General features: G+C 40.1%; 21 protein-coding genes. 11 read left to right on the top strand and 10 right to left on the bottom strand.

The window, feature by feature from the left end; all coding sequences use genetic code 11:
* Positions 1-93: 93 nt before the first annotated feature.
* The 3 genes from secA to FUA25_RS08630 all read right to left on the bottom strand — a co-directional run bounded on the left by secA (position 94) and on the right by FUA25_RS08630 (position 4,705).
* Positions 94-3,165, bottom strand: a complete 3,072-nt coding sequence (secA, locus tag FUA25_RS08640) for a preprotein translocase subunit SecA (RefSeq protein ID WP_147756516.1) — start codon at positions 3,163-3,165, stop codon at positions 94-96.
* 103 nt (positions 3,166-3,268) lie between these two features.
* On the bottom strand, positions 3,269-3,490 hold the full coding sequence (locus FUA25_RS08635; RefSeq protein WP_015807225.1) for a DUF2795 domain-containing protein: 222 nt from the start codon (positions 3,488-3,490) through the stop codon (positions 3,269-3,271).
* A gap of 192 nt (positions 3,491-3,682) precedes the next feature.
* Positions 3,683-4,705 carry a GDP-mannose 4,6-dehydratase gene (locus FUA25_RS08630; protein ID WP_147756515.1) on the bottom strand — a complete coding sequence of 341 codons (1,023 nt, stop codon included), beginning with the start codon at positions 4,703-4,705 and terminating at the stop codon, positions 3,683-3,685.
* Positions 4,706-4,770: 65 nt separating this feature from the next.
* Here FUA25_RS08630 and FUA25_RS08625 point away from each other — a divergent pair, with 65 nt between their 5' ends.
* Positions 4,771-5,562 (top strand): DUF2797 domain-containing protein, encoded by a 792-nt coding sequence (locus tag FUA25_RS08625; protein ID WP_147756514.1) that lies wholly within the window; start codon positions 4,771-4,773, stop codon positions 5,560-5,562.
* A gap of 106 nt (positions 5,563-5,668) precedes the next feature.
* Positions 5,669-8,362, top strand: coding sequence for a hypothetical protein (locus tag FUA25_RS08620; RefSeq protein ID WP_147756513.1), 2,694 nt, complete (start codon positions 5,669-5,671; stop codon positions 8,360-8,362).
* Positions 8,363-8,375: 13 nt separating this feature from the next.
* Here FUA25_RS08620 and FUA25_RS08615 read toward each other — a convergent pair whose 3' ends face one another.
* Together FUA25_RS08615 and FUA25_RS08610 are read right to left on the bottom strand one after the other, a co-directional pair.
* Positions 8,376-8,720: a hypothetical protein gene (locus FUA25_RS08615; RefSeq protein ID WP_147756512.1), complete on the bottom strand. Its 345-nt coding sequence runs from the start codon at positions 8,718-8,720 to the stop codon at positions 8,376-8,378.
* Between the two features lie 113 nt (positions 8,721-8,833).
* Positions 8,834-10,936 (bottom strand): prolyl oligopeptidase family serine peptidase, encoded by a 2,103-nt coding sequence (locus FUA25_RS08610; RefSeq protein WP_147756511.1) that lies wholly within the window; start codon positions 10,934-10,936, stop codon positions 8,834-8,836.
* Between the two features lie 135 nt (positions 10,937-11,071).
* On the opposite strand from FUA25_RS08610, the gene FUA25_RS08605 reads away from it, so the two are divergent.
* Positions 11,072-11,266, top strand: coding sequence for a hypothetical protein (locus tag FUA25_RS08605; RefSeq protein WP_147756510.1), 195 nt, complete (start codon positions 11,072-11,074; stop codon positions 11,264-11,266).
* A 132-nt stretch (positions 11,267-11,398) separates the two neighbouring features.
* Positions 11,399-12,442, top strand: coding sequence for a PA0069 family radical SAM protein (locus FUA25_RS08600; RefSeq protein ID WP_147756509.1), 1,044 nt, complete (start codon positions 11,399-11,401; stop codon positions 12,440-12,442).
* A gap of 96 nt (positions 12,443-12,538) precedes the next feature.
* Here FUA25_RS08600 and FUA25_RS08595 read toward each other — a convergent pair whose 3' ends face one another.
* The gene (locus FUA25_RS08595) at positions 12,539-13,489 is read right to left on the bottom strand and encodes an isopenicillin N synthase family dioxygenase (RefSeq protein ID WP_147756508.1); all 951 of its coding nucleotides are present in this window, start codon (positions 13,487-13,489) and stop codon (positions 12,539-12,541) included.
* A gap of 128 nt (positions 13,490-13,617) precedes the next feature.
* Here FUA25_RS08595 and menD point away from each other — a divergent pair, with 128 nt between their 5' ends.
* Positions 13,618-15,282: a 2-succinyl-5-enolpyruvyl-6-hydroxy-3-cyclohexene-1-carboxylic-acid synthase gene (menD, locus tag FUA25_RS08590; protein ID WP_147756507.1), complete on the top strand. Its 1,665-nt coding sequence runs from the start codon at positions 13,618-13,620 to the stop codon at positions 15,280-15,282.
* 10 nt (positions 15,283-15,292) lie between these two features.
* Here menD and FUA25_RS08585 read toward each other — a convergent pair whose 3' ends face one another.
* Positions 15,293-15,919, bottom strand: coding sequence for an aminotransferase class IV (locus FUA25_RS08585; RefSeq protein ID WP_147756506.1), 627 nt, complete (start codon positions 15,917-15,919; stop codon positions 15,293-15,295).
* Positions 15,903-16,880 carry an aminodeoxychorismate synthase component I gene (locus FUA25_RS08580; RefSeq protein ID WP_147756505.1) on the bottom strand — a complete coding sequence of 326 codons (978 nt, stop codon included), beginning with the start codon at positions 16,878-16,880 and terminating at the stop codon, positions 15,903-15,905. Before FUA25_RS08580 ends, FUA25_RS08585 begins: the two co-directional genes overlap by 17 nt.
* Before the next feature lie 77 nt (positions 16,881-16,957).
* On the opposite strand from FUA25_RS08580, the gene FUA25_RS08575 reads away from it, so the two are divergent.
* The 4 genes from FUA25_RS08575 (at position 16,958) to FUA25_RS08560 (ending at position 19,882) form a co-directional block, all read left to right on the top strand.
* The gene (locus FUA25_RS08575; protein ID WP_147756504.1) at positions 16,958-17,677 is read left to right on the top strand and encodes a hypothetical protein; all 720 of its coding nucleotides are present in this window, start codon (positions 16,958-16,960) and stop codon (positions 17,675-17,677) included.
* A 62-nt stretch (positions 17,678-17,739) separates the two neighbouring features.
* The gene (locus tag FUA25_RS08570) at positions 17,740-18,465 is read left to right on the top strand and encodes a beta-carotene 15,15'-monooxygenase (protein WP_147756503.1); all 726 of its coding nucleotides are present in this window, start codon (positions 17,740-17,742) and stop codon (positions 18,463-18,465) included.
* A gap of 77 nt (positions 18,466-18,542) precedes the next feature.
* Complete coding sequence (locus FUA25_RS08565; RefSeq protein WP_147756502.1) at positions 18,543-19,622, top strand: AI-2E family transporter; 1,080 nt, start codon at positions 18,543-18,545, stop codon at positions 19,620-19,622.
* Between the two features lie 8 nt (positions 19,623-19,630).
* A complete protein-coding gene (locus tag FUA25_RS08560) occupies positions 19,631-19,882 on the top strand; it encodes a DUF3820 family protein (protein ID WP_147756949.1) in 252 nt (83 codons plus the stop codon).
* Here the strand turns inward: FUA25_RS08560 and uvrB are convergent.
* Complete coding sequence (gene uvrB / locus FUA25_RS08555) at positions 19,879-21,867, bottom strand: excinuclease ABC subunit UvrB (RefSeq protein ID WP_147756501.1); 1,989 nt, start codon at positions 21,865-21,867, stop codon at positions 19,879-19,881. The genes FUA25_RS08560 and uvrB overlap by 4 nt on opposite strands.
* Positions 21,868-21,975: 108 nt before the next feature.
* On the opposite strand from uvrB, the gene FUA25_RS08550 reads away from it, so the two are divergent.
* A complete protein-coding gene (locus tag FUA25_RS08550) occupies positions 21,976-23,202 on the top strand; it encodes a PQQ-dependent sugar dehydrogenase (RefSeq protein WP_147756500.1) in 1,227 nt (408 codons plus the stop codon).
* Positions 23,203-23,264: 62 nt separating this feature from the next.
* Here FUA25_RS08550 and FUA25_RS08545 read toward each other — a convergent pair whose 3' ends face one another.
* The gene (locus FUA25_RS08545) at positions 23,265-24,749 is read right to left on the bottom strand and encodes a S41 family peptidase (protein ID WP_147756499.1); all 1,485 of its coding nucleotides are present in this window, start codon (positions 24,747-24,749) and stop codon (positions 23,265-23,267) included.
* Positions 24,750-24,780: 31 nt separating this feature from the next.
* Here FUA25_RS08545 and FUA25_RS08540 point away from each other — a divergent pair, with 31 nt between their 5' ends.
* Positions 24,781-25,155, top strand: a complete 375-nt coding sequence (locus FUA25_RS08540) for a hypothetical protein (protein WP_147756498.1) — start codon at positions 24,781-24,783, stop codon at positions 25,153-25,155.
* The last annotated feature ends 21 nt before the right edge of the window (positions 25,156-25,176 follow it).

The raw sequence follows: 25,176 nt of genomic DNA, 5'->3' as shown, positions 1-25,176 counted from the left end.
AAAAATACAAAAAATTCATATTGGGTTCACAAAAAACTTCTTCAGGAAATCTGAAGAAGTTTTTTTATTGAATATTTAAGTTGTTTTTTTAGATTACGCAGGAATTTCGCCTTTGTAAAGGAAGGAAACAATGTCTCTGTTTACTTTTTCCACCATTTCGGTGAAGAGGTAGAAGGATTCCTGTTTGTAAATCACCAACGGATCTTTCTGCTCATAAACTGCGCCTTGAGAAGATTTCCGTAAATCATCCATCTCTCTCAAATGAAGTTTCCAGTTTTCATCAATAATGGCGAGGGAAATATTTTTCTCGAAATCGTTGATGAGCGATTCGCATTTGGTTTCATAAGCTTCTTTCAGGTCAGTAACAATGGTCATTGTTTTTATTCCGTCGGTAAAAGGAACCTGAATCATTTTGAACATTGAACCCTGGTTCTGGTAAACGTTTTCAATGATCGGGAACGATTTTTCCTTCAATAGATTCAGTCTCATGCGGTAATCTTCAGTGGCCGCGTTGAAAAGAAGATTGGTGAGTTCCGTAACGGGTTTTGTTTTAAACTCGCTTTCGGAAACCGGAGCTTCCATCGTGAAATGCTTGATGATTTCGTATTCAAACTCTTTGTAGTCGCCCTGAGCCTTCGTTTTTGAAACGATTGACTGGGAAACATCGAAGATCATGTTTGAGATATCATACTTCAGGTGATCACCGAACAAGGCGTTCTTTCTTCTTTTGTAGATGACATCACGCTGTTTGTTCATTACATCATCATATTCCAACAGTCTTTTTCGGATTCCGAAGTTGTTTTCCTCTACTTTTTTCTGCGCTCTTTCGATGGATTTTGAAATCATGCCGTGCTGAATCACTTCACCTTCCTTATGACCCATTCTGTCCATCATTTTCGCAATTCTTTCGGAACCGAAAAGTCGCATCAGGTTGTCTTCCAAAGACACATAGAACTGGGAACTTCCCGGATCACCCTGTCTTCCGGCACGACCTCTCAACTGACGGTCGACCCTTCTGGAATCATGTCTTTCGGTACCGATAATGGCTAAACCTCCGTTCTGTTTCACATCGCCCAAAAGCTTGATGTCGGTTCCTCTTCCCGCCATGTTGGTGGCAATGGTTACAACACCCGGTCCACCTGCAGAAGCTACAATTTCCGCTTCTCTTGCGTGGAGTTTTGCATTCAGTACGTTGTGCTGGATCTTTCTCAGCTGTAGTGCTTTTGATAACAACTGTGAAATTTCCACAGAGGTGGTTCCAACCAGAACGGGTCTTCCCTGTGCTGTTAGACGCTCAATTTCTTCAATTACGGCGTTGTATTTTTCGCGGTTGGTTTTGTATACCAAATCCTGACGGTCGTCTCTTGAGATGGGTCTGTTTGTAGGGATTACGACTACATCCAGTTTATAAATTTCCCAAAGTTCTCCGGCTTCTGTTTCTGCAGTACCGGTCATCCCAGCAAGCTTGTTATACATCCGGAAATAATTCTGAAGGGTAATGGTCGCAAAAGTTTGCGTTGCCGCTTCAATTTTTACATTTTCTTTCGCTTCAATTGCCTGGTGAAGTCCGTCTGAATAACGTCTTCCTTCCATGATACGGCCGGTTTGCTCATCCACGATTTTCACCTCACCATCAATCACTACATATTCATCATCTTTTTCAAACAAGGTGTATGCTTTCAATAACTGGCTCAACGTATGAACCCTTTCGGATTTTACGGCAAACTCGCTGAAAAGTTTTTCTTTCGCTTCAAATTCTTCCTCTTTAGATAAATTTTTGGCTTCCAGTTCGGCAATTTCAGTTCCGATGTCATTCAATACGAAGAAATCCTTGTCTTCATTTCCGGCAGACATATATTCAACCCCCTTGTCAGTAAGGTCGATCTGGTTATTTTTTTCGTCAATAACGAAGTAAAGATCTTTATCAGCAATCGGCATATCGCGGTTGTTGTCCTGCATATACTGACCTTCAACTTTCTGAAGAAGCGCTTTGTGGCCGCTTTCGGAAAGGAATTTAATCAGCTGGCGGCTTTTCGGCAAACCTCTGTACGCCTGTAAAAGTTTGAATCCGCCTTCTTTTGTATTTCCGTTTGCAATCAATTTTTTGGCTTCATTAAAGATCGCTGAAACAGTTTTTTTCTGGATATCAACAATCCTGTCAACAGAAGGTTTCAGGACATCATATTCCTGGCGGTCTCCCTGCGGCACCGGTCCTGAAATAATCAGTGGCGTTCTTGCATCATCCACTAAAACCGAATCCACCTCATCAACGATGGCGAAATTCAACTCTCCCTGGACCAGTTCGGATGGGGAAGTTACCATATTGTCTCTCAGATAATCGAAACCGAATTCGTTATTGGTTCCGTAGGTAATGCTGGACTGATAGGCTTTTCTTCTGGAATCGGAATTTGGCTGGTGATTGTCGATACAGTCAATCGATAAACCGTGGAACTGATAAAGCGGACCCATCCAGGCCGAGTCACGTTTCGCCAGGTAATCATTTACCGTCACCACGTGAACGCCACGTCCGGGAAGAGCATTGAGATAAATAGGGAGGGTTCCTACTAAAGTTTTTCCTTCACCTGTCGCCATTTCGGCAATTTTTCCGCTGTGAAGCACGACCCCACCAATAAACTGTACGTCGTAATGAACCATATCCCATTTTACGGGAGTTCCGGCAGCGTTCCATTCATTTTTCCAGATGGCGGTATCTCCTTCAAGTACCACGAAATCTTTAGTTGATGCCAGTTCTCTGTCCATTTCGGTGGCTGTAACGCGGATTTCTCCGTTCTGGGCCAGTCTTCTGGAGGTTTCTTTAATCAGAGAAAAAGCTTCGGGAAGAATTTCGTTCAGGACTTTTTCTTCAATCTGGTAAGACTCTTTCTTCAAAGTTTCTATCTTGGCAAAAAGCGCTTCCTTCTCGTCAATATTCGTGGCGTCTTTGATCTGTTCTTTGGTTTCTTCGATCTGCACGGTAATACTGGCGGTTGCCGTTTTCAGTTTTTCTTTGAACTCGGCCGTTTTTTCTCTCAAACCGTCATCAGAAAGTTCCTGAATGGCAGGTTCAACAGCCTTGATCTTGTTCACCACTTTTTTTACCTCCTTCAGGTCAGAAGCATTTTTATCTCCCAGAAATCCTTTAAGAACTTTGTCTATAAAACCCATATGTTTTTAGCTTTAGGCTTAATGCAAGGCACCAAGCAATTTTGCACACCGTGCTTATGTTAATAAAATAGGCTTAAAGCATATTGCCTAAAGCCTGTAACTTTTAGTATTCGTCTTCGTTCCAGAGAAAGTCATCGTCTGTCGGGTAGTCGCTCCAAACCTCTTCAATGGATTCGTAAATTTCCCCTTCGTCTTCAATAGCCTGAAGATTTTCAACCACTTCCATTGGCGCTCCTGTTCTTATCGCATAATCAATAAGTTCAGCCTTTGTCATCGGCCAGGGAGCATCACTTAAATAAGAAGCCAATTCTAATGTCCAATACATATAATTAAATTTTTTGCAAAAGTATAAAATTAGAAGAGATTACAAACTTTTTTCCCGCTGATTTTCAATTTTTTGTGTCGAAAAAGAATTCAAATTAAATTTCTGTCAAATTAATTAACAGTGCTTAAAATCTGACGGTTCTTCATTTGATTAAAAAACATTCAGCGAGAGGGTTGTAACCCTGTTTCGGTCTCATTTTCTCAAAAACCATTCCATAAATTTTTTTATGCCATTTTGGAAAGACGTGGTTGGCTGATAGCCGATTAGTGCTCTGGCTTTCGAAATGTCGGCATTGGTTTTTAAGACATCGCCGGGCTGCATGGGCAGCATGTTTTTCAGAGGTCTTTTTTCCAGACTTGCTTCAATACTTTCAACCATCTCATTTAGGGTAATGACCTCGCTTTCTCCAAGGTTAATGATCTCGTAAACCCCGTCCCGGCTTTCAATATAGGAAATTGATTTCTGAATGCCGGCAACAATATCTGAGATATAGGTGTAATCACGGGCAGTGGTGCCATCGCCATAGAAAGGAATTTCTTTATTCTCCGCCATCAGCTGTGTGAATTTATGAACGGCGAGATCAGGTCTTTGACGCGGCCCGTAAACCGTAAAAAACCTTAAATGAATCATGTCGATTCTGTAAAGATGATGATACACGTGACCAAGAATTTCTCCGCATCTTTTGGTGGCAGCATACGGTGAAATGGGTTGGTCTACATGATCTGTTTCTGAGAACGGAATCTTTTCGTTGTTGCCGTAAACACTTGAGCTGGAGGCTCCAACGAATTTATTGATCCTGAACTCCCGACAAAGTTCCCAAATATTCATGGTTCCTTTGATGTTCACCTCTTCATACTCCAGAGGTTTTTCAATGGAAGGACGGACTCCGGCCAGTGCTGCCAAATGGATAACGGCATTTATCCGGTGCTTTGAAAATATTTTTTCCAGTCCGTTTTTATCGCGAATGTCCTGATAATACAGCTGATAATTAGAAGAAGAAGTTTCAAAAATCAGTTTCTGAACATCATGTTCCCTGGTCCGGAAAGTAAATTCAGAAATTTTTCCAACGGATTCCAAAGTATTTTTAATTTTTATTTTATAATCATAAAAATCATCAAAATTGTCAATGTTAATGACAGAATGTCCATTTTTCAGCAGATGTTCCACCAAATGAGAACCGATAAATCCGCTGCCGCCGGTAACAAGATAATTCATTTTCGTTATTTACCCAACAAATTTAATTAAAATCAAATCATTATTTTTACTGAAAATATTTAATTATGCAGTTCTCCGGACAAATCCTGAAAATGGCCACGCAAAACGCAAAACCCATTCAATATTTTCTGAATCTTTCGGATGATTTAATCAACATGAACCAGCTCATCGGTAAAAATATCAGGATCAAACATACCGGATATGAATGTGTGAACTGCGGTAAAGATGAAAAGGTCTACAGAATGGGGTTCTGCAAAAAATGTTTTTTTGAAAGCCCTTATGCGAGCGATACTATTATTCGGCCAGAACTTTCTACCGCACATCTGGGAATTGGCGAACGGGATCTGGAAATTGAAAAATCCATACAGCTACAGCCACACATTGTTTATCTGGCGTACACCGGAGATGTGAAGGTAGGAGTGACGAGGGATACGCAGATTCCGACCCGCTGGATTGACCAGGGTGCCACTTTCGCGCTTCCGATTGCAATAACCGAGAACCGCTACGAAGCCGGAATGATTGAGGTGGCGATGAAGGAGCATCTTGCTGATAAAACCAACTGGAAAAAAATGCTGGAAGATGATTTTGAAGATGATTTGGATCTCGCAGATTTTCGTGAGAAAATAAAAAATTATTTCCCGGAAAATTTTAAAAATTTCTATACTAAAGACCACACCATGGTCAGGCTTGATTACCCGTATGAAGCTCCGGAAAAAATCACTTCGTTTACGCTCGATAAAATGCCCGAGTTTGAAGGCGTTTTAAATGGGATAAAAGGACAGTATCTTAGTTTTGAGGGCGGTAGTTTTCTGAATGTTAGAGCGCACGAAGGATATGTTGTTGAACTTACTGTTTAATCACATCTCGATTATAGACATTAATTATAACTTCGCAAACATAATTCAGGCCTTATTCTTTTTATAAGTTGTAAGTTTATACACAATTTCGTTTATTATTTAGAATATGAAAAAATGGCAGAAAGTTTCAGCAATTATATTGGGAGTATTGCTTGTGCTATTCCTTATTGCGAATTTTGGTCTGAATTTCTGGATCCAGAAAAATCTTCCGCGTTACATAAAAAATAACTCCCATTACACCGTTTCTTACCAATCTCTGGACGTTAATCTGGGTAACGGAAATATTTTCGCAACCGGAATTACGATAAACAGCAAGAATCCGCAGAATCAGGAGGTTATAGGGCTTCAGGGAACGGTTGATACGCTTTCGATAAGCAGGCTCGGTATTTATGATGCGGTTTTCAACAAAAGAATCAGTTCCAGCAACCTGATTCTGAAAAATCCAAACATCAATATTACTTTGGCCAAGCCGAAGGATAAATCGACAGAAAAAAAGCAAAATCCTCTTGCCTTCGACAATATTTCAATAAAAAACGGAAATATTCAGATTTTCCGTCATACAAAACAGAAACTTTTTTCAGTAAAGGATCTCGTGCTGAATGTTGAGAATCTGGAAATGACTGAAGAATCTGTGGAAAGCAAACTTCCTGTAGTTTTTGATCAGTACGACCTTAAGGGACGGAATTTTTATTACCGTCCTGATAATGTGTATGCTTTCACCGCCTCTTTCATCACTACTGAAAACGGAGAAATGAGCATCAGAAATTTTGCGATGATTCCTTTGCTTTCCTTTCAGAATTTCCGGAAATTTTTTCCAAAAAAACAGCAGCTCTTTGATTTTAAGGCTTCGCAAATGAACTTTAAGGACATGGCTTTAAAAAGCAAAGAAATTACCCTGAGCAATGTCTATTTTGAAAATCCGAACCTCAAACTATTTACAACCGATGTAAAAACTGCAAAAAAAGACAAACCCTTCACTTACGAAGTGGAACTGGAAAATGTAGTGTTTAAAAATGCGGTGGTGAGTATTCTTAAACCGGACGGAACCCCGAAATTCAATGCCGGAAATTTGAATGTAAACGTAAGTAAGCTGAAGATGGATGAGGAAACGGCAAAAGGAAATTTACCGTTTTCATTTGAAGATTATAAAATTGACGGCCGCCAGATTCTGTTTGCTTCATCTTCCCAAAAAATTACAGCAGGCGCTTTTGCGATGAATCCTCATTCTGCTGACATCAGAAATATCTCCGCAAAACCCGCGGTTGCAGGCTCCGATAAAACATTGCTCGATCTTACCGCAAGTCAGCTAAATTTGAAGATCAATGAATGGAAATTTATCGATAAAAAACTGAAACTCGATATCGAAAACGTTCTGGTCACCAATCTGAACGGCAAAATAAAGTCAGGCAGCGGTCAGGCGAAGAAAAAACCTGGTTTCGAAGGCATTCATTATCCGCTTACGGTGAAAAATGTGGTGGTGAGAAACAGCAACCTTGTTTACGAGAGTCAGAATAAGCCATTGTCTTTAAATCAGCTCAATCTGAATATCCAGAATATTGAGATGAATGCGGAAACGGTAAAAAGCGGATTTCCGTTTAAAATCGGGAATTATCAGCTTTCCACTAAAAATTTCAGTTACCGCATCAATCCGTATTACAGTCTGAGCAGCAGTCTTTTAAAAGTGAGCAACAAAACACTGCAGATGTCTAACTTTGCGGTAAAACCTTTGGTTTCGCGGAGCCAATTCCTCAGGATGATCCCCACAGAAAAAGATTTGTATGATTTGAAAATCAGCCAGATCAATATGCAGGGCACTTGGGATTTCCTCAGTACAGAAAAATCTGTCAAAGTTTCTCAGGCGACTTTGAACGGCATGAACGCCAATATTTTCCGCAGCAAACTGCCAAAAGATGACTTAACCGAAAAACCGCTGTATTCGAAACTGTTGAGGAGTATTAAGTTTCCTTTCCTTATCCAGAATCTCGACATTAAAAATTCTGTACTCGTATATGAAGAAGATACGAAGCAGAGTGAAGGACCCGGAAAACTGACTTTCGGAAATTTCAATATGAATGTAAAAAATCTGAATTCCGGAAAAATGAAAGGCGCTCCGACTTTGGTTCCGATCACGATATCCTGCCGTTTTATGGATGCATCGCCGATGAATGTAAAATGGAGTTTTGATACAGCGCAGATGAACGATGCGTTTTCGATCGCGGGAAATATTTCTGATTTACCAGCATCGCGGATTAATCCGTTTATTGAGCCATATCTGAAGATCAGAGCGACAGGAGAGATTTCGGATCTGATTTTTAATTTTAAGGGAAATTATCTGGGTCTTAACGGAACCGTGAATATGAAACATAAAGATTTGCGCGTAGAAATTTTAAAGACCACCGGTGAAAAGAACAAACTCCTCTCAGCGGTTGCAAATATCTTTGTAAGAACCGATTCAGGGAATTATCCTGAGTCAGTTGTGGTGGATAATGTACAGCGCGATAAGACCAAATCATTCTTCAATCTTTTCTGGAAAGGTATTGAAGAAGGTCTTAAAAAAACATTGATCGGGAAAAATATAGAGAATACTGAAAAATCGATTAAGAATACGGTAAGTGACACGAAAGGAGCCCTTCAGCAGGGAAAGAGTACCGTTAAGGATACGAAAACGGCAGCCAAAGACAAGATTGAAAAAGTAAAAGAAAACGTAGGAGCCAAGAAAGAGAATATTACAGAAAAGGTTCAGGAAAAGAAAGGTATTTTCCGTAAGGTTTTCAAGAAAAAAGAAAAAGCAGAAAATTAATTTCTGCTTTTTTTTAATCAAAATTGTATTCGTCGTCTTCCTCTATCGGGATGTTTCGGATAAAATTGTCAAACGCTTCACCTGGATAATTACTGTCAGCCCCGTAGGAATCGATGATCATTCCTTTTTTACCGTCTGCTGACTGTGCCACATAAAGCACGGCATTGTCATCCGGGTTGCTGTCTCCTTCAAAGCGGTAAGATTTTTTAATCTTCATTTCATCTGCAGTAAAAATTCTGTCTTCACCGGAAAGTTTCATTTCGCTGTTTTCGTTCATTCTGAATTCCTGGGTGATTCCCTTTTTTGCCAGTCTTGCCATTACCTGACTAAGCGTAAGCATTGGCTTTGGTTTTTCCATAATTTTAATTTTTAATAATTATATTTCCTTCAAAAACCGTGCAACATCAGAGCTTATAGCAATAGATGTCTAAATTTTAATGATAAGACGAGGAAGAATTACGAATTTGAAGCTTATTTGTTCAGTTTTCTCGCTCCCATTTCATAAAGGGCAAAACTGATGATATCTGCATTTTCCCCGATAACCTGATCGGTACTTCTGCCTGCGCCATGACCTGCATTCACTTCGATTCTTACCAAAACGGGATTGTTGCAGGACTGTTTTTCCTGAAGCTCTGCGCCGAATTTGAAAGAATGGGCAGGAACTACACGATCGTCATGGTCGCTTGTTATAATCATTGTTGAAGGATAACAGACTCCTTTTTTCACGTTATGCACCGGTGAATAGGATTTCAGATACTCGAACATTTCCCGGCTGTCTTCCGCAGTTCCGTAATCATAGCTCCAGCCGGCTCCGGCGGTGAATTTATTATACCGTAACATATCCAGAACGCCCACTCCGGGGAACGCCACTTTCGCCAAATCCGGACGCTTCGTCATTGTCGCACCCACAAGAAGCCCGCCGTTTGATCTTCCGGAAAGCGCCATAAATTCTTTGGAAGTATATCCGTTTTTCTGCAGATATTCGCCTGCCGCGATGAAATCATCAAATACATTCTTTTTCTGCATTTTCGTTCCCGCATCATGCCATTTTTTACCGTATTCTCCACCGCCACGAATGTTGGGAACCGCATAAATTCCGCCGTTTTCCATCCAGATCGCATTTACTACTGAAAAAGCAGGCTGCAGGCTGATGTTGAAGCCTCCGTATGAATAAAGAATTGTAGGATTTTTGCCGTTAAGTTTTGTGCCTTTTTTATAATTGATCATCATCGGAATTTTAGTTCCGTCTTTGGAAGTATAGAATACCTGTTCCGAAACATAGTTTTCGGGATTGAACTTTACTTTCGGCTTTTGGTAAATTTCTGATTTCCCCGTCTCTGCATTGTATTTATAAATGGTTCCTGGCGTGATATAATTGGTAAAAGAAAAATACAGATCCTTTTCCTCTTCTTTGCCACCAAATCCGGAAGCTGTTCCAATTCCCGGTAAATCGATGATTCTGATGAGTTTTCCGTCATAATCAAACTGTTTTACCGAAGTAACGGCATCTTTCATGTATTTTGCGAACAAATAACCACCGCCTGTGGAAATGCTCAGAACGTTTTCCGTTTCAGGAATAACATCTATCCAAACATCAGGTTTATTGATATTGAATTTTACCAGGCGCATATTCGGCGCATTTTTATCAGTCAGTGCGTAAATGAAATCATCTTTAGAATCGACGAAATCTGTATTGAAATCATAGCCTTTCTGCACCCCAATAAATTCGGTTTTATTTTTCAGATCTTTGATATAAAGCTCATTTCCAGAAGTTGCCTCGGAAGCGCTCAAAACTTCAAACCTCTCATCTTCCGAAACGCCTATTCCCATATATCTGCGTTTGAATTTTTCGCCGCCAATTACCAGCTGATCTTCAGACTGTTTTGTTCCAAGTTGATGAAAATACACTTTATGGGTGTCTGTTTTCGCAGAAAGTTCACTGCCTTTCGGCTTGTCGTAGCTTGAATAGAAGAAACCTTTATCGCCCGACCATGAAGCTCCGGAAAATTTCACATCCACAATCGTTTCATCAATGATTTTCTTTGTAACGGCATCCATAACTATGATCTTGTTCCAGTCGCTGCCGCCTTCTGAAATGGAGTAGGCCACCAGATTTCCTTTCTTGTTGAATGAAACTCCTGCTAATGAGGTAGTTCCTTTGTCTGAAAATTTATTTGGATCCAAAAAAACTTCTGTTTCGCCGGTTTTACCGGTTCTGTAAAGAACAGACTGTGCCTGAAGTCCGTCGTTTTTATAAAAATAAGTAAAATCTCCTTCTTTGAAAGGAGCTCCAATTTTTTCGTAATTCCAGATGTCTTTCAGCTGCGCCCGGATTTCTTCCCGGAACGGAATTTTCGACAAGTAATCATTGGTTAAGGCTACTTCCCTCTGAACCCAGTCTTTTGTCTCTTCAGCGCGGTCATCTTCCAGCCATCGGTAGGGATCAGCGACCGACGTTCCGAAATAGGTATCGGATTGCTGAATTTTTTTCGTTTCGGGGTAATTCATTTTTTGGGAACTCACCATGTTCATTGCAAGAGCAGTTATGGATAGGGTAATAATTTTGATTTTCATTTTTAATCACGATTTTACCAAAATTAGAAAAATTAAATGATTTTGCGGACGACACATCGATATTAACAAACTTTAAAATTATGTTTGCTTAAAAAGGAACAGGATTTGCTTGTTTTTAGTTTTAAATTTCAAAATATGGAAAGAGATACAAAAATTTTATTGGCAGGTAGTATCGGGGTTCTCATTGGCTTGGGGCTTTTTGGCATTAAGAGGTTTTTATCTGAAAGAAATAAACAGTATCAGGATTATTACGCTGATTTTCACCGCCATTTTGATAAGACTCATAAAAAAGATGATCATCATGGAGTGGAGTTTTTAGCCATGCTGTAAATTTTTATATAAATTTTATCAATCCTGTTTTCTCCGAAAGCAGGTTTTTTTTGTGGAAAACTCCCGTCTTAAAACTGATTATTTCTTCTCACTAAAATTTAATTTAGCACTTACAAAATCATTTATTTTCTAATGTCAAACGAAAACTTCATCAAAGGTCAGGGCGCACAGCGAAACGAGATCAATCGTTTCGACCGCTATACTTTTGAACCAGAGGAAGAAGATTTTGTAAAAGAAAAAACATCTTTCACCGAAGTTTTTCCCAAAACGATTGTCAATGCAGTAAAAAGTCCCGATCTGAGGATGGAATATTCGATGAATCCATATCAGGGCTGCGAACACGGCTGTTCCTACTGTTTCGCAAGACCAACGCACGAATACTGGGGTTTCTCTGCCGGGACCGATTTTGAACGCAAAATAATGGTGAAGAAGAACGCTCCGGAATTATTGGAAAAATTCTTCCAGAAACGGAATTACATTCCAAAAACCATTATGCTTTCCGGAAATACCGACTGCTACCAACCCGCCGAAAGGGAATTTGAAATCACGAGAAAAATCCTGAAGGTTTGCCTTGATTACCGGCATCCCGTTTCTATTCTAACTAAAAACGCGCTGGTTTTAAGGGATTTGGATCTTCTGATACCGATGGCAAAGCAAAATCTTGTGTCAGTTTCATTCAGTATTCCCACCATCAGCGAAGAAATCCGAAGAAAAATGGAGCCGCGGACTTCCTCGGCCAGAAATAAGATAAAAGCGATTGAAATTCTTTCGGAAAATAAAATTCCGGTAGGCGTGATGGTTGCGCCTGTAATTCCGGGACTGACAAGCGATGAAAGTCTGAATATTTTAAAAACGGTTTCTGATGCCGGTGCGAAGAGTTTCGGCTACGTTTTGGTGCGGCTGAATGATTGTGTTGAACCGGTTTTTGTGAACTGGATCAATGCGCATTTTCCGGACCGTGCACAGAAAGTCCTGAACCTTATCCGTTCCATGCGTGGCGGAAATCTGGGAGATAAAAGGTACCACGAAAGATATAAAGGCGAAGGAAATATTGCCGAAATGATTCACAACACCTTTGCGCTCGGAAAGAGAAAGTTTTTTTCTGACAGGGAAATGCCACGGCTTTCAGCAGAGAATTTTACCGGAACGAAAGAGCAGCAGTTAAGGCTGTTTTAAATGCTTGGTTCTTTTGGCGGCGGCGAAGCCGCCGCCAAAAGAACCAAGCAAAAAAGGCGAACCAACAGGTTCGCCTTTCGACATTTATAAAAAAAATTATTTTTTGATCAGTCCCAGTTCTACCAGTCTTTCGTGAAGAAATTCTCCGGCAGTCGTATCTTCATAAAGTTTGGGATTGTTTTCGTCCACCGTGTTTTCAAGCGCATTCAGCGGCATTTCGCTAACCGGATGCATAAAAAACGGAATCGAATACCTCGAAGTTCCCCACAACTCCCGTGGTGGATTAACCACCTGATGAATGGTAGATTTCAGTTTGTTGTTCGTGTGTCGCGAGAGCATATCACCCACGTTGATCATCAGTTCATCGGGTTCTGCAATCGCATCAATCCATTCGCCGTTGTGATTCATCACCTGCAGGCCTTTTCCCTGAGCGCCCATTAAAAGGGTGATTAAATTAATGTCACCATGAGCAGCAGCGCGAACTGCATTGTCCGGTTCTTCTGTGATTGGGGGATAATGAATAGGTCTTAAGATTGAGTTTCCTTCGGCTACAAATTTGTCGAAGTAAAACTCATCAAGACCTAAGTGAATTGCCAAAGCGCGCAGCACATAGACACCGGTTTTTTCCAGCATTTTATATGCTTCTTTCCCAATTTCATTGAATTTCGGGTTTTCGGAAACTTCAACATTGTCCGGATAAACCTCTGAATATTCCGAACCTTCTTCCAGATACTGTCCGAAATGCCAGAATTCTTTCAGGTCGCCTTTTTTGAAACCTTTTGCAGTTTCTTTTCCGAAACCTACGTAACCGCGCTGGCCTCCGATTCCCGGGATCTCATATTTCTGCTTGGTTTCTACCGGCAGGTCAAAGAAATTCTTCACTTCGCTGTAAAGATCTTTGACGAGACTGTCATCCAGAAAGTGACCTTTCAGGGCAACAAAGCCGATTTCTTCGTATGCTTTTCCGATTTCATTTACAAATTTTTGTTTGCGTTCCGGGTCACCCGAAAGGAAATCACGCAAATCCACACTTGGAACCTGTTTCATTTATTTGGATTAAAAATTCCCTGCAAATTTAAGGGATTTTAAATAATTAAAATTTTAATTATCAGTAAATTTGCAGGAGTCCGGTCATCCATATCTTCTATTTAAACCGAACACTTCAAAAATTTTCAATGAAACAGTTTTCATCCAAACGCAGCATCCAGATCTTAGCACACCTTTTAAAAGAATACGGAATTTTCAATATCGTCATCTCGCCAGGTTCCAGAAATGCCCCTCTAGCGATTCATTTTTCCGAAACGGATGAATTCAACTGTTACAGCATTGTTGATGAAAGGAGTGCGGGTTTTGTAGGGATAGGCATGGCAAAAAGTGAGAAAATGCCCGTCGCAATCACCTGTACAAGCGGATCTGCTGCGGCCAATTATTATCCGTCTATTACAGAAGCTTTTTACCAGAATGTGCCGCTTTTGGTTTTAACAGCAGACCGGCCTAGCGATTATACCGATATTTTCGATGGACAGACGATACGCCAGAAAGATCTTTTTCAGCAACATTCATACGGAGATTTCCAGCTTCTGGAAGATGAAAAAGAAAACGCTGATGAGGAAAATTTTGATTTAATTAAAAAAGCGATTGAACTATGTTTTGAGAAACAGGGACCGGTGCATATCAATATTCCGCTTGCTGAACCGCTTTACGAACTTGTTTCCGAAGTTCCGCATTATCCGAAGGTGGAAAAAACCTTTCATCATAAAAAATATGAGCTTCCCTCGCAGTTAATAGCGGAGTGGAATTTGGCGAAAAGAATCCTGATTTTAGTGGGCACAAGAGATTACAGTGAGAAACTTGAAATGCAGCTTTTTCAGCTGGTTAAAAACCACAGTGCGGTGATTCTGACAGAAGTGAATTCCAATCTGAAGAACGATAAATTCTTCAGTCATATCGACCGCTATATTTTCAATTTTTCGGATGAAGACTGCAAAAATTATGCGCCGGACCTGCTGATTACGGTCGGCCAAAACGTCGTTTCTAAAAAAGTGAAACAGTTTTTAAGAAAAGCACATCCGAAAAATCACTGGCATATTGATGAGGTTTGGCAACCCGACACCTACTTTTCATTAACTGAAAAAATAGAGACTCAGCCGGAAATTTTCTTCGGTAAATTACTGAATTTCATTAAACTGGAACCGCAGTCTTATTTCAATCTTTGGGATGTTTTGAGGGATAAAAAAGATTTAAAGCATCTGGAATATTGTCAGAATGTGGTATTCTCGGATTTCAAGTTTTTTGAAATCCTTTCGGAAAAAATACCGAATAATTACCATGTCCATATCAGCAACAGCTCGGCAATACGGTATGCGCAACTGTTCAGTTATCAGCAATACAGAATTCACAGCAACCGCGGAACAAGTGGCATCGATGGGTGCACTTCCACCGCGATGGGTTATGCAATGAGAAATACCCAGCCTACGCTGCTTGTAACCGGAGAAGTAAGCTTTTTTTACGACATCAATGGGCTTTGGAACCAGTATATTCCTCCATACACCCGCATCATCATTTTCAACAACGGCGGTGGCGACATCTTTAAAATTATTCCCGGACCCGGAACAGCAAACGCTTTGGATGAGTTTATTCTGACCAAACATCATAAAAACGCTGAACTTTTAGCCAAAAATTTCGGGTTTTCTTACACAAGGGTGGAAGATGAAGACACTTTGGTTCGGGTGCTTGACAATTTCTTCAGTCCGGATGCGCAGCCAAAAATCCTGGAGGTGGATACGGCCGAAATTGAAAATGCGGAGATTCTGAAAGGATATTTTGAGTTTATGAAGTAATAAAGGCCGACTATAATTCCATATAATCCGAATTTTCCGGCAAATTGCTGATTTTTGAAATCGGATAAATAAACATGTCGTCGAAATCGTTCATGGCATTGATAAGCTGAAAATGAGAATAATCGCTCATATTTTGTAAAGTGATTTCCGCTTCTTTAATTTTCCTGGTTTTAAGCAGATGCTGTCTCTGAACGCCGTTCAGCAGAAAGGTAGAAGGCGTAAACCAATCTTTCTTTTTCAGGAAAAGGATGTTGGAATAAGATGTATCGGTAATGTGGTTATTTTTAACAATAATGATTTCTTCTGCTTTTGCTTTCGCCTTCATTATGTCGAATTCTTTCCGGTCTTCGAACTTAAAGGAATAATCGAATGAATTATTTTCAACCAGTTGAAAATCATCAATTTCGGAAATCGCGTAGGGGATCAGCTGTGTTCTGAAGATTTTATTTAAACCGTAAGAAATTTTCAGTTTATAAAGTCCATCATCATCCAGTTCCAGGTCTTTAAAGATCTTTTCCAAATCAATTGACCCTTCTTTCCCGAAATGGGCAAAAGTCTCATTTATTCTTTTTTGATGGAGGTCTGCAAGAAAAATTTCCCGGTCTTCTACTTTAATGCTTTCAATAAATTGGGACATAAATTTTGTTTTTCATTTCTTGGTATTCGTCGGCTAATTTACTCAAATGCGTGATTCCGCCGCCGCTTTTAAAGTATAATTTGCCGTTTTCTTTTTCAATAAATCTGATCATGACGCAGGAATCCAGATTTTTGCCGTCGAACCAACCGCTGATTCCTGTATAAAATCCTCTCTGATAATTTTCTGCTTTAAGAATTATTTCTAACGTTTTACGTTTCGGAGCTCCCAAAATGGAGCCAGCCGGAAGCAGTTCTTTCATCATGCTGCCGATTTTTCCGCGAAATTCCGGCTTTAGATCGCCCGAAATTTCGGAACTCATGGCGTAAAGATCTTTCTGCTGCGTTCTTATTAAATCGATTCGCTGAAATTCATCGACTTTAACATTATCGGCGACCATACTGAGGTCATTCCTGAGCAGATCGACCACAGTATAATGTTCTGCTTTTTCTTTCACATCATTTTTAAGGGTTTCTGCCGCCTGGTTTTCAGCAGCGTCAATTGTTCCTTTCATTGGATGGGTAAAAACCTTATTATTAGTAACTTCAATGAAAGTTTCGGGAGAAAAACATACAAATTCATCTTTATACAATACTTTGAATTTTGCCTGCGAAAGATGGAAAATCTCTTTTAAAGTAAGATTGCTTTCGATTTCCGTTTTGCAGGTATAGTTGGCAAGATAAGAATTGCCGAGTTTCAGGTTTTTCTGAACTAAATCAAATCCCTCTTTGTAAGATTCAACAGATTGAGGAAAGGATTTAAGATGAATTTGTTTGTCGGTCGCGTAACCTTTACTCGTGTTTGTAAATGATTTAAAATCAATTAATAAGCCTGAATTGGTGATTTCATTTTTTTTAAATATTCTGACTTCTTCCATTTGAAAATTAATCATGAAAAAGAAGGGAACTTCTTGCAAAGAAAGTTCATCCATTTTACTAAAATTCTCCTCTGCTTTCTTCGTCATTTTTGCAAAATTAGGTAAAAAGCCAAGTAAAACACGAAAATAGACGGTTTAAAAAACCAAAATGGCTATTTTTGCGCATGGAAAATAAATATCCTCAGAAAACGGGAATTGATACGGTTTTGAAAACGGCTTTTGGTTACTGGAGCAGTACTCTAAAATTTCAGGTGATCTTCAGCCTCCTTTATCTTTCCATTCTTTTTATGGTTTATTACTTTTTCGCATCAAAATACGGCATTATTTCTCAGCTTGAGGAAGCTTCAGAATTAATTTCAGATTTCAGTGCCTATAATGCGGAGCTCATGAAAATCTCCAAGAGTCAGGAATGGTATCATATGACTTTAATTATAATAGGCACCTTGGTTTTTCTTTTTCCACTGAATATCGGGGTTTTCCTAATTTTCAGGAAGTTGGATCTTAAAGAGCCATTGGAACTTTCAGATCTTTTCATTGGCTACCGAGGTATCAATTTTTTCAAATACATCAGTTTCTATTTATTTTGGTTCGTCATTTATACCTATACCGCCCCAACTGTTATTTTGGGAATTATCTGGGTACTGATCACTTTATTTTCTGCTCCGCTTATGTTTTTTATGGATAAAAGGTTCTTTGAAACCATGGAACTGAATTTTAAAGTACTGAAAAGCAATCTGCTGGAAATTCTGGTTTGTGTTTTGGTTGGTTTCTTGTTTAAATACTCAGGAATTCTGCTTTGCGGAGTCGGGTTTTTACTCACATTTCCTTTTATGAATGCCATTATTTACACGCTTTACCAAAAATATTTTAAAGAGGTCGATTAGAAACCCGTTCTTTTTCATCATTTTAATTTCAAAAAAAATTATATTTGATAAAATTAAAAACGATGGAAAATTTCAGCGAATTTGAGAATAATAATGTTCCTCAAAAAAGTACCGGGGAAATTATTTCACACGCATTTGACCTTTATAAAGGAGTTTTTCTTTATGCCTTGCTTGCAACATTGGTGTATTTGGCCGGGAGTTTTGTGCTTCAGACTTTTTCCGGTTTCGATTCCTGGGCTTTGGTTGAGGATGTAAGATCAGGCGACAGCGACATCGACTTTTGGGCGATACCGGGATTGAGACTTTATTACGGGCTTTCTGGATTACTCGGAATGTTGCTTGCTCCTTTGTATGTAGGATTCATATACGTTACCAATAAATATCATTTTCAGCAGAAAATAGAATTTTCTGACCTATTCATTGGTTACCGCCAGAATTTTCTGAATATTGTGATTTATGCGCTGCTGTCGAGTATTATTGTGGGAATTTCATTTTCTTTGTGCTTGCTTCCTGGTTTTTTCGTTCTCCCGTTCTTTATGTTGGGATATCCGATTTTGCTTTTTGAAAATGCCACAGCAACAGAAGCGATCAGTAAATCCTTTAATATTGCGAAAGAAAATTACGGTACGTTTTTAGGCACTTCGATTCTGGCGCTTTTGATCAGCCTTTCAGGTATTTTCCTCTGTTTCATAGGCATCGTATTTACTGTAATGTTCATGCGTGTAGCAATGTATTCCCTTTACTGTGCGTACTGCGGAAAACCAAAACAACTCGAGTTTAAATCATAAAGATTTTTTGAATATTCAGTTTAATTTATTTGTAAATTTGAAAGCAGCGGAATTCCGTTGCTTTTTAAAAATATTATATGTCCAAAATAAACCAAATCAGCGAAACGAAAATAAAACAGATTTTTTTGCTCGCCGTCATCCTAATTCTTGCCGGACTGGTCTGCTTCAATCTGTCGCTCTTCATTCCTTCGGTTTTGGGAGCCATAACGCTGTACATCATTACCCGGAAATACAATCTTTATCTGCAGGAAGAGAAAGAGTGGAAACCGTGGGTTGCTTCGATGGTGATTATTTTGGGTACCTTGGTTGTGCTCGTCCTTCCCATCTATTTTATCGTCGATCTTTTGGTGCAAAAATTGGGAAATGCTGATGTTTACATGTCAAAATTCAATGTTTTTATCGATAAAATTCATGATTTTGTTTATCAGAAGGTGCAAATTGACATCCTGAGCAAAGAGAACATGGATAAAATTAAAGCCAGTGCAGGGAAACTCTCAACCAGCGCTTTAAGCGGTACTTTTAATACACTAACAGTAGTGGCATCCATGTATTTCATCCTCTATTTTATGTTGGAAAAACCCCGTCTTTTTGAAAGACTTGTGCGTAGTTCGGCCCCGCTTAAAAAATCCAATGTTAATTTGTTGGGTGAAAAAATTCGCAAAATGGTAGTAGCCAACGCGATTGGAATCCCGGTTGTAGCCCTAGGGCAGGGAATTGTAGCTGTTATTGGTTATTTTATTTTTGGAGCACCGAGTCCTATTCTTCTTTTTGCTCTAACAGCAGTTGCTTCAATGATTCCGATTGTAGGCGCGGCAATTGTTTATGTGCCGATCTGTATTTTTATGATTGCAGAAGGGCAGGTGGGACCTGCCCTTGGGTTGGGGGCTTACAGTTTGATCGCTGTGGGATTAACCGATAATCTTTTGAGATTTACTTTGTTGAAAAGGCTAGAAGATATTCACCCTTTAAATACCGTCTTCGGGATTATTGTCGGCCTGAATCTTTTTGGATTTATGGGCCTAATCTTTGGACCGATCCTTATTTCCATTACGGTTTTACTGATTCAGGTGTACCGGGATGAGTTTTCTGATGATGATAATGAGCTCATCATGCCGGAACCAAAAGAAATCGAGAAAAAAATTGATCTGAGCATCTGATGGAACTTCTGAATCCGGAAATATTGCAGGAGATCTGCACGTCAAAAATGCCTTTCGGCAAGTACAAAGACACGGTCATTGCAGATCTGCCCATCAACTATCTTGAATGGTTTCACCGGCAAGGCATGCCGAAAGGAAAACTGGGCATGCAGCTTTCCACGATTTATGAAATCAAGCTGAATGGCTTAATGGATCTGCTTACACCACTTCGCGGTAAAGTGAGTCACGAAAAACCAAAGAAGAAGGTGTATAAATTTTAAGCCTTCAGTGCCGCAATTTCATCTCTTAGTTTGGCAGCCTTAATAAAATCAAGGTTTTTGGCGGCTGCTTCCATGGCTTTCTGTTTTTCAGCGATCAGCACTTCAGCATCTTTGCCGTAATTTCCCTTTTCTTCCGCTACCTGCTGCAGAATTTCTTTTTGGGTGTATTTCGGATCCGGGAAATCTTTTGATCTCCCAACCAGAATTTCTGAAATTTTCTTGTTCAGTGCGGTAGGAACCAAACCGTGTTTCTCGTTATATTCGATTTGTTTTTCGCGGCGGTAATTGGTTTCGTCGATAGCCTTCTGCATCGATCCGGTCATTTTATCGGCGTACAGGATTGCTTTCCCATTTACATTTCTTGCAGCTCTGCCTATTGTTTGAACAAGTGAACGTCGGGAACGCAGCATTCCTTCTTTATCAGCATCAAGGATCGCAACCAGAGAAACTTCCGGCAAATCGAGTCCTTCTCTCAGTAAATTTACCCCTACCAATACATCAAAAAGTCCGACCCGTAAATCCTGCATGATCTGAATTCTTTCCAAAGTCTCCACATCGGAGTGAATATAGCGGGTTCTGATCGCGAATTTTGTGAAATATTTGGTAAGTTCTTCAGCCATTTTCTTCGTTAAAGTGGTCACGAGAACTCTTTCATCTGCTTCGGTCCTTTTGTGAATCTCCTCAATGAGATCATCAATTTGGTTCAGAGACGGACGGATTTCAATAACCGGATCCAAAAGCCCGGTTGGACGGATGATCTGTTCAATATATTCGCCGCCGGTTTTTTCAAGTTCATAATCGGCCGGTGTTGCGGAAACGTAGAGAACCTGATTCTGCATTCCCTCAAATTCCTCAAATTTAAGCGGTCGGTTATCCATCGCAGCCGGAAGGCGGAAACCGTGTTCGACCAAAACTTCTTTTCGGCTCCTGTCTCCACCATACATCGCATGAACCTGAGGAATCGTTGCATGGCTTTCATCAATCACCATCAGGTAGTCTTTTGGAAAATAATCCAAAAGACAGAACGGACGGGTTCCCGGCAAACGGTGGTCAAAATAGCGCGAATAATTCTCAATTCCGCTGCAGTATCCGAGTTCCTTCATCATTTCCAGATCGAGTTCTGTTCTTTCCTGAAGGCGTTTTGCTTCGTATGGTTTTTCAATGGAATTGAAAAAATCGACCTGTTTCACCATGTCATCCTGGATTTCCCGGATTGCGCTCTGCTGCGTTTCCTTGGAAGTCACGAATAAATTCGCCGGATAAATATTGATCTCCTCAAATTCTTCCATCACGTTCCCCGAAAGAGGGTTGAAACTCTGTATTCTCTCGATCTGGTCGCCAAAAAACTGAATCCGCACTGCATTGTCGGCATAAGCGGGATATACATCAATCACGTCGCCTTTAACGCGAAAAGTTCCTCTTGTAAATTCATTCAATGTTCTGGAGTAGAGTGCATTTACCAATTTATGAAGAAAAGCAGTTCTGGAAATTTTAGAATTTTTTTCGACTTCAATCAGGGATTTGTTGAATTCAGTTGGGTTTCCGATCCCGTAAATACAGGAAACCGACGCTACAATCAGAACGTCACGTCTCCCGGACAGCAGACTTGCAGAGGCAGAAAGCCTCAGCTTTTCCACTTCTTCATTGATGGAAAGATCTTTCTCGATATACGTATTGGTGGAAGCAATAAAGGCTTCCGGTTGGTAATAATCGTAGTAACTGACGAAATATTCGACGGCATTTTCAGGAAAGAATTCTTTAAATTCCATGAAAAGCTGTGCAGCCAACGTCTTGTTGTGCGCCAGAACAATGGTAGGTTTCTGGATATTCTGAACTACATTGGCAACGGTGAAAGTTTTCCCTGAACCGGTAACTCCGAGAAGCGTCTGGTATTTTTCTCCGATTTCAAGACCTTTGGTTAATTTTTCAATGGCTTGAGGCTGATCTCCGGTGGGTTTATAATCTGATTGAAGTTTAAACTGCATATATTTTAGCCAAAATCACAAAATTTTGTGCTTGGTTCTGCAAAAATACAAAATTGGCGGCGTAATTTTTGTTACTCCCAGTTAATCAAATCACAAAAATTAAAGATTATGAATACTTATTTCACTAAAAGCCTTCCGCTTTTGGGATTATTCCTCCTGATTTCCTGCGGGGGCAATTCAAAAAGCACCCAGCAGGAAGTTACTGCAGACGGAAGATTAAAGAATCCGGAGACTGCAGAAAAGAATTCTCCGGATTATCAACCGGCTTTTGCTGGCCAAACCAGAGTTGAAGGGGTTAAAACTTCAACTCCCTATAATGTGGAGGTAATAAATTCCGATCTGAAAAAACCCTGGGCGATCATCAATTTGCCTGACGGAAGATTTTTAGTGACTGATAAGTCAGGCTTTATGAATATTATTTCAGCAGATGGAAAAACAGTTTCCAAAGTAGAAGGGCTGCCGGAAGTGGACGACAAAGGTCAGGGAGGTTTGCTTGATGTAGCTTTGGATCCTGAATTCGCGACGAACAGAATGGTTTTCTGGAGTTTTTCTGAACCGGTTACGGGAGGTAATCATACTGCGGTCGCAAAAGGAAGACTGTCAGAAGACGAAAATAGAATCGAGAATCATATGGTAATTTTCAGGGCAACACCAACTTACGATGGAGATAAACATTTCGGCAGCCGCCTGATTTTCGCTAAAGACGGGAATCTTTTCGTGAGTACCGGCGAGCGTTCAGATCTCGAAACCCGACCTTACGCCCAAAAGTCGGATGCATACTTGGGAAAAGTACTGAAAATCACAAAAGACGGAAAACCGGCTCCGGACAATCCGAAAATCAGCAGCTGGAAACCGGAAATTTATTCCATAGGACACAGAAATCCTCAGGGAATGGCAATGGATTCAAAAGGCCAGCTTTGGGAAGCCGAAATGGGTCCGAAAGGTGGTGATGAAATTAATCTCATCAAGCCCGGCAAAAATTACGGTTGGGGCGATGTAACTTATGGACTGGAATACAGCGGCAAAAAAGTGGGCGCAGGGATTCAGCAGAAAACCGGGACTGAACAGCCTGTTTATTATTGGGATCCTTCCATTTCTATGAGTGGAATTGATTTTTATACCGGAAATATTGAGGAGTGGAAGAACAATATGATGATTGGCTGCCTGAGTGGAGAAAAAATTATCCGTCTGGTGATTGAGAATAATAAGGTTGTTGGTGAAGAATGGCTCCTTGCCGATAAAAAAGACCGTATTAGGGACGTACTCAGTGGGCTGGACGGAAGTCTTTACGCCATTTCCGACAGCGGAAAACTCTATAAAATTTCTAAAAAATAAAATTCAGGCATTAAAACAACGAAGCCGGCTCAAGAAGCCGGCTTTCTTTATGATAAAATAAACTATCGCTTCAGTTTTTCAACTTCCTGAATATACATTTCGGTACCGAACTGTTTCAGGGTTCTTCTGTTTCCTACAAATTCATCCGGATTTTGCGCGATACCCGGCGACCAGATCCCTTTCAGGGTTTGACCGCTGATTAGTTCGAGGGCTTTTTTCAGGGAGGAATCATGCGCATAATCTCCAAATTCTTTTAAATTTCCAAAATCGGTTTTGGGAGAAACGCCGTAGTCGGGAACAAAACCGCCACTAGGATGTGGAGAATGATTTCCGTTAAAATAGGCAAAGGTAATAGGCTGCATCGCCCATTTGTGAGATTTATTCCGGTTTTCATAAGAAATAAAATCCTGAGCAGGAGAATCGTAAAGCGTGACGGATCCTACGAATTTTCCGTATGTTTCACTTCCGACGGTCACTACGGTGATGTAAGATTTTAAACCGCCAATGGTCAGTTCACTTGCAGAGGCTGTACCCGAAGAGGTGAGGATATACACCTTATTTAAATTCAGGCTGTTTGCTGTTTGGGTTCCTGTACTTACAAGGTTACCGTTGGTGTAAGCATAGGTGCTGAAAGTAGTTTTCAGGTTTTCCGTAGAATTATACTGCGCATGTTTTCCGTTAAATTCCAAAGATACATACGGGTTCCCCGTAAACTGACCTGTGATCATTTGGCCCAATGCCGTCGCTGTTTCTACAGAACCACCACCATTGTAACGGAGATCCAGAACCAGATCGGTTACACCGTCGGTTTTCATTTGTGCAAAAGCACCATTCAGTTCATCATTGAAGTTAGATTTAAAACCGTTATACACCAAATATCCGATTTTTTTACCGGCAAGGCTGTAGTTCTGGTAGTATGCAACAGGATTTTCCTCTAAAACGGTACTCATAATATTGGGATTTTTCGCCACACCGGAAGTCGTAACGGTTCCATCTGCGGCAACATTCACGGTTGAGGCAATGATCGGCGTAAACTGATCACTGAACAGAGCGGTGTAATTGTTTACATTGAGGTCAGATCCGTTCACGCCGGAAATTACATCACCCCTTTTAATTCCCGCCAAAGCAGCCGGTGAGTTCGGTACTACATAATTTACGATTCCTACAATACCAAATTTTGCAGCATCTTTATAAAACAGATCGCTATCCATTCCGGAACTTTTAGAAATTCCGCTGAAACTTTGTAATAGTTCATCCACATCACTCACGATCCACGAGAAACGGTCAGTTATGGGATAGTTATACAAAATACTGTAGAAAAAAGAATCAGGATTTTTATTGCTGATGAAACTGCTGTATTGGGCCGAGGTTTTAAAACCATCTGCAAGATTGGGCACGTTCGGCTGCCAATAATACCAGGAATTCAGGCCACTCCATACAAAATCATTCACCTCGTTTTCGGTAGCCATACCGTCTTCACGGTTTGAGCAGGAAGCAAGACCCAGGAAAATTCCTGCAGTTAAAATTATTTTATAAATTATTTTCATTTTCTTTATATTTGATATGATATTCAAAATTATGAAAAACTATTTAAAACGAATACTGTTATTTATTACATTTCTGACATTCTGTTCCTGCCTGCATCCCAAAGATCATAATGGAAATGTAAAGAATGCATATTATGAAACCTACAATGTGGCCGGAGAAAAAGGTTACAAGGTTTATTTTGAAACTTCTGGAAACGATGCGGCCCCAAAAGCTGTCGTTCTCAATAATTTACGTAGAGACATCACCAAGTATGACGGAGCAGAAAGGAGCTATCAGTTGAATATAATTTCAGAATCCAGTAATATTGCCGGATTTCGTGCAGAAAGATCGGATCTGGAAAACGGAATAATCTTTGTTAAAGATGGGAAAGAGTATTTTCAACCGGTGAATTTCGTACTTAAATGAGTCCGTCCTTCGAATAATCAC

The sequence above is a fragment of the Chryseobacterium sp. genome, assembly GCF_008014695.1.
Taxonomy (GTDB): Bacteria; Bacteroidota; Bacteroidia; order Flavobacteriales; family Weeksellaceae; genus Kaistella.
Note: the sequence above shows the minus strand (reverse complement) of the source record. Positions and strands in the feature narration are given on the sequence as shown.

Excerpts from the sequence above, each read along its gene's own strand:
- secA (WP_147756516.1), bottom strand. The coding sequence starts at position 3,165 with ATGGGTTTTATAGACAAAGTTCTTAAAGGATTTCTGGGAGATAAAAAT.
- FUA25_RS08635 (WP_015807225.1), bottom strand. The coding sequence starts at position 3,490 with ATGTATTGGACATTAGAATTGGCTTCTTATTTAAGTGATGCTCCCTGG.
- FUA25_RS08630 (WP_147756515.1), bottom strand. The coding sequence starts at position 4,705 with ATGAATTATCTTGTTACCGGCGGCAGCGGATTTATCGGTTCTCATTTG.
- FUA25_RS08625 (WP_147756514.1), top strand. The coding sequence starts at position 4,771 with ATGCAGTTCTCCGGACAAATCCTGAAAATGGCCACGCAAAACGCAAAA.
- FUA25_RS08620 (WP_147756513.1), top strand. The coding sequence starts at position 5,669 with ATGAAAAAATGGCAGAAAGTTTCAGCAATTATATTGGGAGTATTGCTT.
- FUA25_RS08615 (WP_147756512.1), bottom strand. The coding sequence starts at position 8,720 with ATGGAAAAACCAAAGCCAATGCTTACGCTTAGTCAGGTAATGGCAAGA.
- FUA25_RS08610 (WP_147756511.1), bottom strand. The coding sequence starts at position 10,936 with ATGAAAATCAAAATTATTACCCTATCCATAACTGCTCTTGCAATGAAC.
- FUA25_RS08605 (WP_147756510.1), top strand. The coding sequence starts at position 11,072 with ATGGAAAGAGATACAAAAATTTTATTGGCAGGTAGTATCGGGGTTCTC.
- FUA25_RS08600 (WP_147756509.1), top strand. The coding sequence starts at position 11,399 with ATGTCAAACGAAAACTTCATCAAAGGTCAGGGCGCACAGCGAAACGAG.
- FUA25_RS08595 (WP_147756508.1), bottom strand. The coding sequence starts at position 13,489 with ATGAAACAGGTTCCAAGTGTGGATTTGCGTGATTTCCTTTCGGGTGAC.
- menD (WP_147756507.1), top strand. The coding sequence starts at position 13,618 with ATGAAACAGTTTTCATCCAAACGCAGCATCCAGATCTTAGCACACCTT.
- FUA25_RS08585 (WP_147756506.1), bottom strand. The coding sequence starts at position 15,919 with ATGTCCCAATTTATTGAAAGCATTAAAGTAGAAGACCGGGAAATTTTT.
- FUA25_RS08580 (WP_147756505.1), bottom strand. The coding sequence starts at position 16,880 with ATGACGAAGAAAGCAGAGGAGAATTTTAGTAAAATGGATGAACTTTCT.
- FUA25_RS08575 (WP_147756504.1), top strand. The coding sequence starts at position 16,958 with ATGGAAAATAAATATCCTCAGAAAACGGGAATTGATACGGTTTTGAAA.
- FUA25_RS08570 (WP_147756503.1), top strand. The coding sequence starts at position 17,740 with ATGGAAAATTTCAGCGAATTTGAGAATAATAATGTTCCTCAAAAAAGT.
- FUA25_RS08565 (WP_147756502.1), top strand. The coding sequence starts at position 18,543 with ATGTCCAAAATAAACCAAATCAGCGAAACGAAAATAAAACAGATTTTT.
- uvrB (WP_147756501.1), bottom strand. The coding sequence starts at position 21,867 with ATGCAGTTTAAACTTCAATCAGATTATAAACCCACCGGAGATCAGCCT.
- FUA25_RS08550 (WP_147756500.1), top strand. The coding sequence starts at position 21,976 with ATGAATACTTATTTCACTAAAAGCCTTCCGCTTTTGGGATTATTCCTC.
- FUA25_RS08545 (WP_147756499.1), bottom strand. The coding sequence starts at position 24,749 with ATGAAAATAATTTATAAAATAATTTTAACTGCAGGAATTTTCCTGGGT.
- FUA25_RS08540 (WP_147756498.1), top strand. The coding sequence starts at position 24,781 with ATGAAAAACTATTTAAAACGAATACTGTTATTTATTACATTTCTGACA.